Source organism: Pseudoxanthomonas sp. GM95 (assembly GCF_900109775.1).
GTDB lineage: Bacteria > Pseudomonadota > Gammaproteobacteria > Xanthomonadales > Xanthomonadaceae > Pseudoxanthomonas_A.
In genome coordinates this window covers 843,416-856,336 of record NZ_FOAX01000001.1, presented here as the reverse complement: position 1 = coordinate 856,336, position 12,921 = coordinate 843,416, and the positions used below count along the sequence as shown (strand labels likewise).

Annotated in this window: 15 protein-coding genes; 10 read left to right on the top strand and 5 right to left on the bottom strand. The window is 67.9% G+C overall.

Annotated features, from left to right (window positions below; all coding sequences use genetic code 11):
- Positions 1-34 precede the first annotated feature (34 nt).
- A complete protein-coding gene (locus BMZ17_RS04085) occupies positions 35-1,183 on the top strand; it encodes an RNA polymerase sigma factor (protein ID WP_093136281.1) in 1,149 nt (382 codons plus the stop codon).
- Between the two features lie 95 nt (positions 1,184-1,278).
- On the opposite strand, the gene BMZ17_RS04080 is transcribed toward BMZ17_RS04085, so the two are convergent.
- On the bottom strand, positions 1,279-1,887 hold the full coding sequence (locus BMZ17_RS04080) for an EF-hand domain-containing protein (protein WP_254775175.1): 609 nt from the start codon (positions 1,885-1,887) through the stop codon (positions 1,279-1,281).
- A gap of 347 nt (positions 1,888-2,234) precedes the next feature.
- Between BMZ17_RS04080 and BMZ17_RS04075 the strand changes: the two genes are divergently transcribed.
- A complete protein-coding gene (locus BMZ17_RS04075) occupies positions 2,235-2,969 on the top strand; it encodes an arginyltransferase (protein ID WP_093136271.1) in 735 nt (244 codons plus the stop codon).
- A gap of 71 nt (positions 2,970-3,040) precedes the next feature.
- Positions 3,041-4,210 carry an endonuclease/exonuclease/phosphatase family protein gene (locus BMZ17_RS04070; protein WP_254775231.1) on the top strand — a complete coding sequence of 390 codons (1,170 nt, stop codon included), beginning with the start codon at positions 3,041-3,043 and terminating at the stop codon, positions 4,208-4,210.
- Between the two features lie 126 nt (positions 4,211-4,336).
- On the opposite strand, the gene purT is transcribed toward BMZ17_RS04070, so the two are convergent.
- Positions 4,337-5,533, bottom strand: a complete 1,197-nt coding sequence (purT, locus tag BMZ17_RS04065; RefSeq protein ID WP_093136262.1) for a formate-dependent phosphoribosylglycinamide formyltransferase — start codon at positions 5,531-5,533, stop codon at positions 4,337-4,339.
- 133 nt (positions 5,534-5,666) lie between these two features.
- Between purT and BMZ17_RS04060 the strand changes: the two genes are divergently transcribed.
- The 7 genes from BMZ17_RS04060 to BMZ17_RS04030 all read left to right on the top strand — a co-directional run bounded on the left by BMZ17_RS04060 (position 5,667) and on the right by BMZ17_RS04030 (position 10,340).
- Positions 5,667-6,533: an SPFH domain-containing protein gene (locus BMZ17_RS04060; RefSeq protein WP_093136258.1), complete on the top strand. Its 867-nt coding sequence runs from the start codon at positions 5,667-5,669 to the stop codon at positions 6,531-6,533.
- Positions 6,534-6,642: 109 nt separating this feature from the next.
- Complete coding sequence (locus tag BMZ17_RS04055; protein ID WP_093136253.1) at positions 6,643-6,828, top strand: type II toxin-antitoxin system antitoxin; 186 nt, start codon at positions 6,643-6,645, stop codon at positions 6,826-6,828.
- Positions 6,825-8,129, top strand: a complete 1,305-nt coding sequence (locus BMZ17_RS04050; protein ID WP_093136249.1) for an alpha/beta hydrolase — start codon at positions 6,825-6,827, stop codon at positions 8,127-8,129. The genes BMZ17_RS04055 and BMZ17_RS04050 overlap by 4 nt, the downstream gene beginning before the upstream one ends.
- 40 nt (positions 8,130-8,169) lie before the next feature.
- Complete coding sequence (locus tag BMZ17_RS04045; protein WP_093136245.1) at positions 8,170-8,355, top strand: DUF4177 domain-containing protein; 186 nt, start codon at positions 8,170-8,172, stop codon at positions 8,353-8,355.
- Between the two features lie 98 nt (positions 8,356-8,453).
- Positions 8,454-8,969: a hypothetical protein gene (locus tag BMZ17_RS04040; RefSeq protein ID WP_139202787.1), complete on the top strand. Its 516-nt coding sequence runs from the start codon at positions 8,454-8,456 to the stop codon at positions 8,967-8,969.
- Positions 8,970-8,979: 10 nt separating this feature from the next.
- Positions 8,980-9,810: a M15 family metallopeptidase gene (locus BMZ17_RS04035; RefSeq protein WP_093138025.1), complete on the top strand. Its 831-nt coding sequence runs from the start codon at positions 8,980-8,982 to the stop codon at positions 9,808-9,810.
- Between the two features lie 98 nt (positions 9,811-9,908).
- Positions 9,909-10,340, top strand: coding sequence for a tetratricopeptide repeat protein (locus BMZ17_RS04030; RefSeq protein ID WP_093136237.1), 432 nt, complete (start codon positions 9,909-9,911; stop codon positions 10,338-10,340).
- Positions 10,341-10,349: 9 nt separating this feature from the next.
- Here the strand turns inward: BMZ17_RS04030 and BMZ17_RS04025 are convergent, their stop codons facing one another.
- The 3 genes from BMZ17_RS04025 to BMZ17_RS04015 all read right to left on the bottom strand — a co-directional run bounded on the left by BMZ17_RS04025 (position 10,350) and on the right by BMZ17_RS04015 (position 12,740).
- Positions 10,350-11,024 carry a DNA-3-methyladenine glycosylase family protein gene (locus BMZ17_RS04025; RefSeq protein WP_093136233.1) on the bottom strand — a complete coding sequence of 225 codons (675 nt, stop codon included), beginning with the start codon at positions 11,022-11,024 and terminating at the stop codon, positions 10,350-10,352.
- Positions 11,025-11,037: 13 nt separating this feature from the next.
- Complete coding sequence (locus BMZ17_RS04020; RefSeq protein ID WP_093136228.1) at positions 11,038-11,403, bottom strand: DUF423 domain-containing protein; 366 nt, start codon at positions 11,401-11,403, stop codon at positions 11,038-11,040.
- Positions 11,404-11,528: 125 nt separating this feature from the next.
- Positions 11,529-12,740, bottom strand: coding sequence for a polyketide cyclase (locus tag BMZ17_RS04015; protein WP_093136223.1), 1,212 nt, complete (start codon positions 12,738-12,740; stop codon positions 11,529-11,531).
- Positions 12,741-12,921 lie beyond the last annotated feature (181 nt).

The following is a 12,921-nucleotide window of genomic DNA, read 5'->3' as shown; positions in this document are numbered from 1 at the left end:
TCATGGAAGGCAACTTTCGCAAGGAATCGCCGCGATGCACGCCCCGACCCTCGACGCGCTGCTGCACCAGGAACTGCCTGCCGCCCGACGCGGCGACACCGCCGCCTACGGCCGGATCGTCACCGGCTGCCAGAACACGGTCACCGCGATCGCGCTGGCCATCACCCGCGACGTGGCCGCCAGCGAGGACATCGCCCAGGACGCCTTCCTGCGCGCCTGGCAGCAGCTGGACCGGCTGAAAAACCACGACAGCTTCCTGCCGTGGCTGCGCCAGATCACCCGCAACCTGGCCCGCGATCACCTGCGCGCGCGACGCCATGGCGCGATGACCGGCCAGGATGCCGAACTGGCCATCGCGATCGCCGCAGATCCCGCGCCGGAGCCGGGCGAGCGCCTGCTGATCACCGAGCAGGAAACCGTCGCCACCGAGATCATCGCCGCCCTGCCCGAGGACAGCCGCGAGACGCTGCTGCTGTATTACCGCGAAGGCCAAAGTTCGCAGCAGGTCGCCGCGCTGCTGGGCCTGTCCGATGCGGCCGTGCGCAAGCGCCTGTCGCGCGCCCGCGAAACGGTGCGGGGCGAGCTGCTGGCGCGCTTCGGCGAGTTCGCGCGGGGGACCGCGCCGTCGGCTGGCTTTGCATTGGTGGTGACCAGCGCCCTGACCCTGGCCAGCCCACCCGCCACGGCAGCCGCCCTGGTTGGGCTGGGCGGCGCGGCGGCAGGCAAAAGCGCATTGCAGGTGTTGGTGGGCGCGCTGGGCAGCGCCGGCTTCGGCATGGCCGGCGCTGCAGCCGGCATCTGGTGGGGCTTGCGCCGCAACCTGCGTGGCGCGCTGGACGCACGTGAACGCGCCGAACTCAAACGCAGCGCAGCCATCAACGCCTGCGCCAGCCTGGCCTTCGTGCTGGTGGTCAGTCTGTGCGCCGTGCTGCACATCGGCTGGGTGCCGCTGGTGGCGCTGACTGCCGTGTTCTTCGGTGTGATCTTCTGGCAGTCGGCTGTTGTCGAGCCGCGCATCAAGGCACGACGCCACGCGCATGAAGCGCTCCAAGATCCGGCCGGCGCCGCGCGCCAACGCAAGCGCGAACGCAGGCTGTGCTGGCTCGGCATCATCGTCGGCCTGGGCTGTGGCGGCGGCGGACTGGCCTATGCCGTGATCCGCACCGGGTTGCCGGCGTTCTGAGCGCTGCGCATCGCGCGTACACGCTACGGATACGAAAAAGCCCGCGCCAATCCGGCGCGGGCTTTTCCTTTCAACATTCGCCAATCGACGATGGCTCAGCTCTTGGCCGGCGCCTCGCCATCCTGCGGCGGCGGCATGCCCGGGCCGCCACGGCGGTCGTGCTTGCCATCCCAGCCACCGGGGCCGTGCATCGGACGATCCGGCTTGGCCGCATCAAACTCGGCCTTGCTCAGCTGGCCGTCCTTGTTGGTGTCGGCCTTGGTAAACCACTCATCCCGATGCTGCTTCATCTTCAGGGCGAAATCGGCCTTGTCGACGAAGCCATCCTTGTTGACGTCCAGCTGGGCAAAGCGCGCGGCAAATTTCGGATCGGCCTTGGCTTCCTCTGCGCTGATCTTGCCATCCTTGTTGGTGTCCAGCTTGGCCATGTGGTCATCGCGACCCGGGCCGTGGCGACGGTCACCGTGCGGCGGGCGCGGCAGTTCGTCGCGCGACAGGACGCCGTCCTTGTTCTTGTCCAGCGTGTCGAACTGCTTGGCCAGTTCGGGCGAGGCCGCGGCCTCTTTCTTGTCGATCTTGCCGTCGCCATTGACGTCCAGCTTCTTCGGCGGCGGGGGCGGTGTGGTGGCGTCCTGCGGGGCGGCGAACGCCGCACCTGCGGCCAGCGCAGCGACGATGGAGAACGCGATCAGGGTCTTGCGCATCATGGAAGTTCCTTCAGGTCTGTGGCGGTTGCCACTGACAGGGAAAACGCCGCGCCACGCGCGCCGTTGACCTGCCCGCCGGCCGCGTTAAGACAGCGGTTAGCGGCGTCAAGAAATCGCGCCAAAGCATGTCAATGCGGTCATGCGGACGCCGCACCGGCGCACGCCCCGATGACGCAAGTCACCGCCGGCCATGCGCCCGCGCGCGGCGCGTCTCATGCAGCAAGACCGCGGTCGCGCAGTATGCTGCGGACATGGCCGCCTGCCCGCCCCTGCTGCACGCCCGTTCCGCGCCCTGCCGCGGCGCGGCGTGGCGCCTGGCATGGCGCTATACGGGATATCGCTGAATGGGGACCGACGCCATCGCGCCGCGCGAGGACGTCCGCCTGTTCCACACCGGCGAACATCCTTGCGGCTACTGGCCCGAACGCACCGCGCGCGACCTGGTGCTGGACCCACGCGACCCGCGCCTGCCGATGTTCTATCCCACCGCGCTGTCCTGGGGCTTCCGCCGCTCCGGCGACCTGGTCTATCGCCCGCATTGCCAGGGCTGCCGCGCCTGCGTGCCGGTGCGCATCCCGGCGAGCCGGTTCGTGCCCGATCGCAGCCAGCGCCGCTGCGCCGCGCGCAATGCACAGGTGGAAGCGCGCGTGGTCCGCGCCGAACGCAGCGAGGAGCATCTGGCGCTCTACCAGCGCTATCTCACCAGTCGCCACATCGGCGGCGGCATGGACGATCACGGCGCCAACGAATTCGAGCAGTTCCTGATCGGGCGCTGGTCGGAGAGCCGCTTCCTGGAGTTGCGCGAAGACGGCCGGCTGATCGCGGTAGCCGTGACCGACCTGGTGCCCAACGCGCTCTCGGCCGTGTACACCTTCTTCGACCCGGACATGGCCGCGCGCAGCCTGGGCACGCTGGCGATCCTGCGCCAGCTGGAATGGGCCCAGCGCGACCGCCGCCAGTACCTGTACCTGGGCTACTGGATCAACGGCCACCGCAAGATGGACTACAAGCGCCGTTTCATGCCGCTGGAAGCGTTCGACGGGCGCAGCTGGGACGACATCGAGGACGTCGTGGGCTAAGCGCGCGCGGGCCTGTCATTGGCGCGCTTTAGAATCACGCCATGCGCTCACTCCTTGCCCCCTTGTGCCTGATGGCCGCCATCGCGACTTCGTCCTGCAGCACCACGCCTGCACCCACCGCTATCGCGCCGCTGCGCGTGGCCACCTACAACACCTCGCTGTATTCGGACCGGGCCGGCGGCCTGATTGCCGAGCTGGAAGGCGACAGCGCGCACGCGCGCAAGATTGCCGCCGTGCTGCAGGACGCGCGCCCGGACCTGGTGCTGCTCAACGAGTTCGACTTCGATCCGGCGCATCGCGCGGCCGACCTGTTCCAGCACAAGTACCTGGAAACGCCGCAGCCTGGCGGTGGTGAAGCGCTGCGCTACCCGTATCGCTATCTGGCCGAGGTCAACACCGGCGTGCCCAGCGGCCTGGACCTGGACAACAACGGCCGCATCGGCGGCGCGGCGCGCGACTACGGCAACGATGCGTGGGGTTACGGCCTGCACCCGGGGCAGTACGGCATGCTGGTGCTGTCGAAGTATCCGATCGACGACGCGGCGGTGCGCGCGTTCCGCTTGCTGAAATGGTCGACCGTGCCGGGCGCGGTGAATCCGATCGATCCGCGCACCCGCAAGCCCTGGTATTCGCCCGAGGCGTGGGCGCAGCTGCGGCTGTCGTCCAAATCGCATTGGGACGTGCCGGTGCGCACACCTGGCGGCGTGGTGCATTTCCTCGTGTCGCATCCGACGCCACCGGTGTTCGACGGCCCGGAGGACCGCAACGGCCACCGCAACGCGCAGGAAATCGGTCTGTGGCGCCACTACCTGGACAACACGCCCGATGCGGCGTGGCTGTGCGATGACGCCGGCCGCTGCGGCGGGCTGGAGGCTGGCGCGCGTTTCGTCATCGCCGGCGACCTCAACAACGATCCCATCGACGGCGACGGCCACCACGACGCCATCGTCGAACTGATGGAGCACGCCCGCGTGCTGCGGCATCCCACGCCCACCAGCGCCGGCGGCGCCGAGACCGCACGCGCCTATGCCGCCAAGGGCCTGCTGCGCAAGGGCGCGCCCGAGCAGGTCACCGGCGACTTCGGCCCGAAATCCGGCGCGATGCGCCTGGATTACGTGATGCCTTCAGTGGGTTTTTCCTATCTGGGCGGCGGCGTGTTCTGGCCAGCCAAGACCGACCCGCGCGCCGCGATCGCCGATGGCAGCGACCACCACCTGGTGTGGGCGGATTTGCAGTTCTAAGTTCCGCACGGGCTTGGCCAGCATGAATCATTGTGGGAGCCGATTCAGCGGCGATTGGGCTTTCCTGGGAAGGCCGCATCGCCACTGAAGTGGCTCCCACAAAAGCAGGTCGCCCGCGCTACCGACTTATTCCAGCGTGACCTGGATCACTGCCGCCGCGTCGCGCGCCGTGGCGCGGGCTTCGTCGACATCGGCACCGCGTGCGAGGGTGACGCCGACGCGGCGCTGGCCTTCCACGCGCGGCTTGCCGAACAGGCGCAGCGCGGTGGTTGGTGCGACCAGGGCGGCTTCGACGTTCGCGAACGTCGGCACACCATGGCCCTGCGCCAGCATCGCGCAGGAGGCGGAAGGGGCGATGGCGGCGATCAGTTCGCCATCGGCCGCGCCGACCGGCAGGCCGAGGATGGCGCGCGCGTGCAGCGCGAATTCGCTCAGGTCCTGCGAGACCAGGGTCACCAGGCCGGTGTCGTGCGGGCGCGGCGAGACTTCCGAAAACCACACGTCGTCGCCCTTCACGAACAGCTCCACGCCGAACAGGCCGCGCCCGCCCAGGTCGTGGGTCACGGCCTTGGCGATTTGCTTGGCACGTTCCAGCGCAGTGTCGCTCATCGGCTGCGGCTGCCAGCTTTCGCGGTAGTCGCCGTCCTTCTGCCAGTGGCCGATGGGCGCGCAGAAGCTGGTGCCGCTGGCGTGGCGCACGGTCAGCAGGGTGATCTCGTAATCGAAGTCGATGAAGCCTTCGACGATACAGCGGCCGGCGCCGGCGCGGCCGCCGGTCTGGGCGTAATCCCAGGCCGGACCGATGTCGGCCTCGCTGCGCAGCGTGCTCTGGCCCTTGCCCGAGGAGGACATCAACGGCTTGACCACGCACGGCAGGCCGACGGCCTTGACCGCGGCTTCGTACTCGTCGCGGTTGTCGACGAAGCGATACGGCGAGGTCGGCAGGCCCAGCGTCTCGGCGGCCAGGCGGCGGATGCCTTCGCGGTCCATGGTCAGGCGCGCGGCGCGCGCGGTCGGGATGACCTGCAGGCCGTCGGCCTCCAGTTCGACCAGGGTCGGGGTGTGGATGGCCTCGATCTCCGGCACCACCAAGTGCGGCTGCTCGGCGGCGATCAGCGCGCGCAGGGCGGCTGGATCGAGCATGTCCAGCACGTGGCTGCGGTGGGCGACCTGCATGGCCGGGGCGTCGGCGTAACGGTCGGCCGCGATGACTTCCACGCCGAAGCGCTGCAGTTCGATGGCCACTTCCTTGCCCAATTCGCCTGAGCCGAGCAGCAGGACACGAAGGGCGGAAGGCGAGCGCGGCGTGCCGAGCGTGGTCATGGGGGGGAGGTTCCAGCAGGCGAAAGGGGCGCCAATTCTAGCGAGACCGGGTTCCCCGGCTGCCAGACGAACGGCACTTGCCACCTGATATCAATTTGATATCTTAATTTCCAACATCTCAAGGACGCCTGCCATGAAAGAGAAAACCCTCGGTTCCGTCGCCGGCATTCCGGTCGTGCTGGCTGTCATCGTGGCGTTCCTGCTGGCCACCTGGGGGATCGTCGGCCCGGTGATCGGCCAGCTCCCCGGCTGGACCCTGGTGCCAGCCATCGTGGTGATCGCCGTCGGCATCTTCGTGTTGTGCGGCGTGTACATGGTCGAGCCCAACCAGGCCGCGGTGCTGAGCCTGTTCGGCAAGTACGCCGGCACGGTCAAGGACAACGGCCTGCGCTGGAACAACCCCTTCTACGCCAAGAAGAAGATCTCGCTACGCGTGCGCAACTTCGAAAGCGGCCGGCTGAAGGTCAACGAGCTGGATGGCTCGCCGATCGAGATCGCCGCGGTGATAGTCTGGCAGGTCAACGATGCGTCCGAGGCGGTCTACAACGTCGACGACTACGAGAGCTTCGTCCACATCCAGTCCGAGGCCGCGCTGCGCGCCATGGCCACCAGCCATCCCTACGACCAGCACGAGGACGACCAGATCTCGCTGCGCAGCCATCCGGCCGAAATCAGCGAGCAGCTCAAGCGTCACCTCGACGAACGCCTCACCCAGGCTGGCGTGGACGTGATCGAAGCACGCATCAGTCACCTGGCCTATGCACCGGAAATCGCCCAGGCGATGCTGCAGCGCCAGCAGGCCAACGCGGTGATCGCCGCACGCACGCGCATCGTCTCCGGCGCGGTGGGCATGGTCGAGATGGCGCTGACCGAGCTGGAAAAGAACGGCACGGTCAAGCTGGACGAAGAGCGTCGCGCGGCGATGGTCAGCAATCTGCTGGTGGTGCTGTGCGGCGATCGCGGCACCCAGCCGATCGTCAACGCCGGCAGCCTGTACTGAGGCACGCGCGATGTTCACGCCCCTCTTCTGCGGCCTGTTCGTCCTGCTGGTCATCGTGATCGGCGCGGCGCGGCGCACGCGCAAGCCGCGTAAGGACGACTGAGCGCGCATGGCAGACAAGAAGGCCTACCCGCTGCGCATCAGCGCCGAAGTCCTCAATGCCGCCCAGAAGTGGGCGGACGACGACCTGCGCTCACTCAACGCGCAGATCGAATACCTGCTGCGCGACGCGCTACGCAAGGCGGGACGCCTGCCCAAACCTGCATCCCCCGACATCAAGGAAGAGGACCCATGAAAAGCAAACTGCTCAAGGTCGTCGTCGCGCAGCTTGCCCTGGCCATCGCACTGTCAACGCCACCTGTCTTTGCTGCCGAACATCAGGACCCGAAGGCAGCGGCAAACACGCTACTGGATGATCTGCAGGCAAACCGCTTCGAGGCCGTCAGCGATACGTTCACTCCGGAGATGGCGCGCGCAGTGCCCACCGACAAGCTCGCCGCGCTCTGGAGCGCCCTGCCTGGCCAGATCGGCGCTTTGAAAAATCGCGGCGAGCCGGTGCAGTCCACCGCCGGCGCGCACACGCTGGTGACGGTCCCGCTGCACTTCGAGCGGGGCGAACTTGTCGCACTGATCAGCGTGGACGCAGAGGGCCGCGTCGCGGGACTGCTACTGAAGCCCGCGTCGGCACCGGCCGCGCCACCACCGCCAGCCGATGCCGCCTTCAGCGAGCGCACGATGGAAGTCGCCGGGCTGCCTGCCCTGCTGGCGCTTCCCAAGGGCAAGGGCCCGTTCCCCGCCGTCGTCCTGGTGCCCGGCTCCGGCCCGCAGGACCTCAACGAAACCATCGGCCCCAACCGCCCGTTCCTGGATGTCGCCCGCGGACTGGCGGCTCAGGGCATCGCGGTGCTGCGCTACGACGAGCGCACCCATGCACGCCCGCAGGACTTCACGAAGGGCGACTACGGCGTCGACGCCGAAACCACGGACGACGCCATCGCTGCGCTCACCTTGCTTGCAAGCACGCCGGGGATCGACACGCGTCACCGCTATGTCATGGGCCACAGCCAGGGCGGGCAGCTCGCACCGCGTATCGCCGCGCGCGCCGGCAAGGACATCGGCGTGATCCTGTGGGCGGCGCCGGCACGTCCGCTGCTGGACCTGTTGCCGGAGCAGAACCGCTACCTGCTCGGCCTGGATGGCACCTCCGCAGACGACAACCACAAGGTCGCCGAGCTTGAACGCCAGATCCGCGCGATCCGCACCCAACAGGCACCTGATCCTCGACTGATGGGCGTCCCCGCGACCTACTGGCGCGACACCGACAAGGTCGATGCAATCGCTGACCTGTCCGCGCTTTCTTCGCGCGTGTTGTGGCTGCAGGGCGGTCGGGATTTCCAGGTCACCGCACCAGACTGGGCGCTGTGGAAGAAAGCGCTGGCTAGCAACAAACAGGCCGAGCAGCACTTCTATCCCACGCTCAATCATCTGGGCATGGCCGCAGACGCCGACGCACGCGGCCTGGCCGAGTACCAGCAGCCTGGCCATGTCGATGCGCAGCTGATCGACGATGTCGCGGAGTGGATCAAGCAGCAATGACCATGCCCAATAAGCCTCAAGCACCCGAAGGAGACCCGACATGAGCACCGATCGCCGCTGGAGTTACCAGACCGTGGAAGTGAAGCCGACCCTGATGGGCGGACTGAAGACCGAACTCATCCAGGAGGAGCTGACCAGGCACGGCAACCTTGGCTGGGAGCTGGTCAACGTGATCGCAGCGGCGCCGATGACGCCCGTGGTCCTGATCTTCAAGCGTCCGCAGTGAGCGTCATGCGGCAGCGGCTTTCGCCACGCCATCCGACCGCTGCGCACCCGCTGACGCCACCATCGGCTAGCGCGCGGCGGTGGCTACTGGTGCTGGTCGTGGGATTGCCACTGGTGATCAGCGCGCTGTCGGTCGGACTGGCGCCGCTGAGCCACGATGCGCAACCGCTGGTGGGCGGCAGCGCGGCTTCGACGGCGGCAGTGACGCTGGCTTCGGTCGCGGCGCTGACGTTGCTGCTGTGGGCGGCGCTCGGCTTCTGCCTGCGGCGGCAGTCGCTGCAGATCGATGCGCAGGGCCTCCGTGTGCAGAGCACCTTCTTCAGCACGCAGGTGGCGATCGCCCAGCTGCAACTGGACCAGGCGCGCGTCGTCGACCTGGAAGAACACACCGAGCTGCGCCCCTTCCTGAAGACGCGCGGCTACGGGCTGCCGGGCTTCCGCAGCGGCTGGTACCGACTGCGCAACAAGCGCAAGGCCTTCGTCGCCACCGCCGATAGTCGCTTCGTGCTGTGGCTGCCCAGCACCGCCGGCCACGGCCTGCTGCTGGACGTGCGCGACCCCAACGGCCTGCTGCGCCAGTTGCGTGAACTGGCCGCACACACCCGCCCTCGGTAGCATGCAGGCGATGCCTGCGCGCCTGTCCCTGCCCGTTACCAACACCCTGCTCAACACCGACCACATCGAACTGTGGCCGGCCCCGCTGCTGCGCGCACGCAGCAACACTGATGCCCGGGTGATGGCACGCGCCAGCCGCGTCCTGCGGCGCAAGGACGATGGCCGCTACCTGGCCGCGGTGGTGCCCGAAGGCCTGGTCGGCCTGCTCTCGGGCTGGAGCCGCACGCCCGGCATCGACGAGGCGCTGGATCGGTTGGAAGACGCCGAGACCCGCACCGTCCACGGCGACGCGGACCTGGCCGGCGCCCTGCCCCTCAACGGCCTGCGCCGTCGCCTGAATGTGCTTGGCCTGGATGCCGACGAGTACGCCACGCGCACCGGCCTGGCGCTGGTGGCCGAACCGGCGGCACTGACCCTGGCCGGCTTCGATCGTTATCGCCGCCCGCTGTGGCTGACCGGCGCTGCCGGCCGCGCCTGGCAGGCGATGCGCGTCGCGGCCGCCGCAGACCACATCGCGCTGGAGGCGGTGTCCGGCTATCGCAGCCACGCCTACCAGCTCGGGATCTTCGAACGGAAACGGGCCCGCGGCCAGAGCGTGGCGCAGATCCTCACCGTCAATGCCGCGCCCGGCTACAGCGAGCACCACGGCGGCACCGCGCTGGATATCGGCACGCCTGGCGAACCGCCCGCCGAAGAATCTTTCGAAGCGACCGAGGCCTTCGCCTGGCTCAGCGCCAACGCCGCGCGGTTCGGCTTCCACATGAGCTATCCGCGCGACAACCCGCACGGCATCGTCTACGAACCCTGGCACTGGCGGCATGCGCCCCTGCTGGCTGGCTGAACCCGCCAGCGCGGTTTCCTGCTAAATGCCCGCGGCAGGCGTACCATCTGCGCCCCGCCGACGCACCCCTTGCGCCGGCTCGCCACGCCGAGACGCTTTTGGAACCGACACAACCCCTGCTCGACGCCCTGCACGGCATCACCTGGCTGCTGGTCTTCATCAGCGCCTGCGGTCTGGTGCTGTCGGTGTGCTTCGTGATCCTGGTCGTCAACGTGGTCAGCGTGATGAAGGAAAACCGCAACAGCCGCCGCGGCGACCTGAAGGAAGTCGAGCTGGAAGACCTGCTGGCCTCGGGCCAGAGCAAGGCGGCCAAGTTCGCCGCGACCGAGTGGATCTCGCTGGAGCCACGCCGCCCCGAGGCGCACTGGGCGCTGGCCAAGGCGCATTACCAGCTCGGTGAGCTGGCGGAGGCCAAGCAGGTGCTCAACGGTCTGATGAAGATCGCGCCGGAAGAGGATTACCGGGTCGATGCCTGGCTGGAACTGGTGGAAACCGAGTTCACAGAACGCCGCCCCAAGCCGGTCAACTAAGCGACTGCTTCAATCCTGCGAGCGGTTGGTCGGCACGGTCGCCGCGCTGTCGAAATCGGCGATCCGCCACAGGTACAGGCTGGCATAGGTGCGATACGGGCCCCAGCGCTCGCCGCGTTCGGCCAGCGCTTTCGGCGTCGGCATGAGGGCCTGCTTGTCGACCAGGCCCGCGCCCTTGCGGATGCCCAAGTCGTCGATCGGGAGGATGTCGGGCCGGCCCAGGCGGAACATCAGCATCATCTCCACCGTCCAGCGGCCGATGCCGCGGATCGGCACCAGCGCCTCGACGATCTGGTCGTGGTGCATGTGCTGCATCTGCCGCAGCGTGGGGATTTCGCCGCGCTGTTCACGCGCGGCCAAGTCGCGCAGCGCCAGGCCCTTGTTGCCCGACACGCCACAGGCCCGCAGCGCGACATCGTCGATGCGACCCAGCGTGTCGTAATGCAGGCGCGTGCTGCCGATGGCCGCTTCGACCCGGCCGACGATCGTCGCCGCGGCCTTGCCCGAGAGCTGCTGGAACAGGATCGCGCGGGCCAGCGCATCGACCGGATCGAAGGACTTGCGCCAGCGCGGCTCGGCCTCGATCACGCCGATGCGCTTCATCCAGGTGCCGAGCTTGCGGTCGCGTTTGGTCAGGTGATCCCAGGCGGCCTGGGTATCGAAGCCACGAGGGTGCCTGGGCATCGAACGTCCCTCCTCAGCGACGCAGGGCGCTGACCGCCCATAGCAGCCAGGCGAGCATCATCGTCACGCCCCCGGCCGGCGCCACGCCGGTCGCGATTCCCGCCAGGTGATGCAGCGCGATGCTGCCCGAAAACAGCAGCGTGCCGAGCAGCAGCAACCGCAGCGCCCACAGCGCCAGCGCCTGGCGTGCGCGTGGCGCCAAGGCCGCCAGCGCGATGCCGTGCCCGAACGCATACAGACAGGCGTTCTGCAGCGCAGCCTGGGCCTTGGGATCGCTCACGCCATGCGCGGCATAGGCGGCCAGCCCGATCGACACCGCACACAGCACCGCGCCGACCGCGGCCAGGGGAGAAACGGGAGGATGGCGTCCTTCAAGCATCGCAGGCGACCTGTCGCAAACGGCCCACGCGAAGTTGCGCCGGCCACAAATGAAAACGCCGCGCCTTCGATGATGCGAAGGCGCGGCGCGGAAACATCAACTGCTCGCCCGGTGGGCGTGGCGGATCAGTACTTGATCGCCCAGTAGACGTTGTAGGTGGAGCTTTCGTCGGCGAAGGACTTGTCCACGCCGCTGTTCCAAGACTCGTACGGACGGTCGTTCATGGCGTGGCCGTTGGTCATCGCCCAGGCGCGCAGGCCGTTGCGGGCCACTTCCAGCTCGGACATGTAACCGGCGTACTTGGCGGTGGCCGCCTGGTGCGCTTCGGTGTGCACGTAGGTCACCGGGGTACCTGCGACCTTGACCTGCAGCTCGGCGGCGTCGCCGACCGGTGCAGCTTCCGGCGCCGGTGCCGGCTCAGCCGCAGCAGTGGCGTCGGCCTTGTCGTCGGTCTTCTTGGCGTCGTCAGCCTTCGGCGCATCGGTCTTCGGACCGGTGCCCTTCTTGCGGACCGGCTGGGCCACGTCGAAGGTGTAGGTCTGGGTGGCCAGTTCGGTGGTGATGATGCGGAACGGACCAGCCGGCTCCAGATCGTTGGAATCCATCACGCGCTTGATCCACTCCAAGTCGGAGTTGATCGCCTTCTTGATCGCGTCGTTGCTGCGCTCGATGCTGCCGGCATTGACGGTCAGCAGGTTCTCGGCCGGCACGTCGGAGATCTTCAGGTCGGTCAGCTTGCTGCCTTCGATGCGGTAGTCGAAGTTCGGGATGGTGGCCAGGTTGGTGCCCAGCTTGGCCAGGCCCGCGTCCATGCCGTCGCCGATCTGGCTCTTGACGTACATGCCCAGGAAGCGGCCGTAGATGTTCCAGCCGTAGTCGACGTCATAGGTCTGGGTGACGCGCACGTTGCGGCCGCCCTTGCCGGTCGGGGCCAGCGAGATCTCGCTGACCTTGTTCTTGCCGGGCGCGCCGTCGGTGATCGCGTAGGTCACCTTGCCGCCGTTGCCGGACGCGTCAGGCGCCTGGGCGTCGGTGATTTCCCAGCTGCCCTGCTTCCACGCGGTCACGACCGGCGAGGTGAAGTCGACCTTGGCGCCCTTGCCGGTGTTGCCGTCGGCACCGCCGGAATAGGTCAGCAGCGCCGGATCGCCCGGCAGCATCACGCTCCAGTCCTTCAGGCGACGCACGTTGCTCACCGTGTCGTACACGATGGTCATCTTGCGGTTGCTTTCCACGCTTCCTTCGAGGTGCCGATGCGACGGCAGGACCACGCCGATGATCAGAAACAGCGCCAATACCAGCGCCAGGGCGATCAGGAACTCGAGCAAACGGGTCATTCAGCGGTCTCCGGGGGCCGGTGATAGGCCAAGGTTAAGGATGAGCAAGTTCCCAATCGTAGCAGGCTTGGAACAGCAAGGTCAGCCGAAAACTGCGCTCGAATGTTTGCATTCCACGTCATCAAACGAAGTCTTAACAGACCAATGCAACGCCAGTCCCGCCAGCGCGCGGCCTGCCCTG

What these genes read in the sequence shown, in the direction of transcription:
- BMZ17_RS04085 (WP_093136281.1), top strand. Translation starts at nt 35, where the DNA reads ATGCACGCCCCGACCCTCGACGCGCTGCTGCACCAGGAACTGCCTGCC.
- BMZ17_RS04080 (WP_254775175.1), bottom strand. Translation starts at nt 1,887, where the DNA reads ATGCGCAAGACCCTGATCGCGTTCTCCATCGTCGCTGCGCTGGCCGCA.
- BMZ17_RS04075 (WP_093136271.1), top strand. Translation starts at nt 2,235, where the DNA reads ATGGGGACCGACGCCATCGCGCCGCGCGAGGACGTCCGCCTGTTCCAC.
- BMZ17_RS04070 (WP_254775231.1), top strand. Translation starts at nt 3,041, where the DNA reads ATGGCCGCCATCGCGACTTCGTCCTGCAGCACCACGCCTGCACCCACC.
- purT (WP_093136262.1), bottom strand. Translation starts at nt 5,533, where the DNA reads ATGACCACGCTCGGCACGCCGCGCTCGCCTTCCGCCCTTCGTGTCCTG.
- BMZ17_RS04060 (WP_093136258.1), top strand. Translation starts at nt 5,667, where the DNA reads ATGAAAGAGAAAACCCTCGGTTCCGTCGCCGGCATTCCGGTCGTGCTG.
- BMZ17_RS04055 (WP_093136253.1), top strand. Translation starts at nt 6,643, where the DNA reads ATGGCAGACAAGAAGGCCTACCCGCTGCGCATCAGCGCCGAAGTCCTC.
- BMZ17_RS04050 (WP_093136249.1), top strand. Translation starts at nt 6,825, where the DNA reads ATGAAAAGCAAACTGCTCAAGGTCGTCGTCGCGCAGCTTGCCCTGGCC.
- BMZ17_RS04045 (WP_093136245.1), top strand. Translation starts at nt 8,170, where the DNA reads ATGAGCACCGATCGCCGCTGGAGTTACCAGACCGTGGAAGTGAAGCCG.
- BMZ17_RS04035 (WP_093138025.1), top strand. Translation starts at nt 8,980, where the DNA reads ATGCCTGCGCGCCTGTCCCTGCCCGTTACCAACACCCTGCTCAACACC.
- BMZ17_RS04025 (WP_093136233.1), bottom strand. Translation starts at nt 11,024, where the DNA reads ATGCCCAGGCACCCTCGTGGCTTCGATACCCAGGCCGCCTGGGATCAC.
- BMZ17_RS04020 (WP_093136228.1), bottom strand. Translation starts at nt 11,403, where the DNA reads ATGCTTGAAGGACGCCATCCTCCCGTTTCTCCCCTGGCCGCGGTCGGC.
- BMZ17_RS04015 (WP_093136223.1), bottom strand. Translation starts at nt 12,740, where the DNA reads ATGACCCGTTTGCTCGAGTTCCTGATCGCCCTGGCGCTGGTATTGGCG.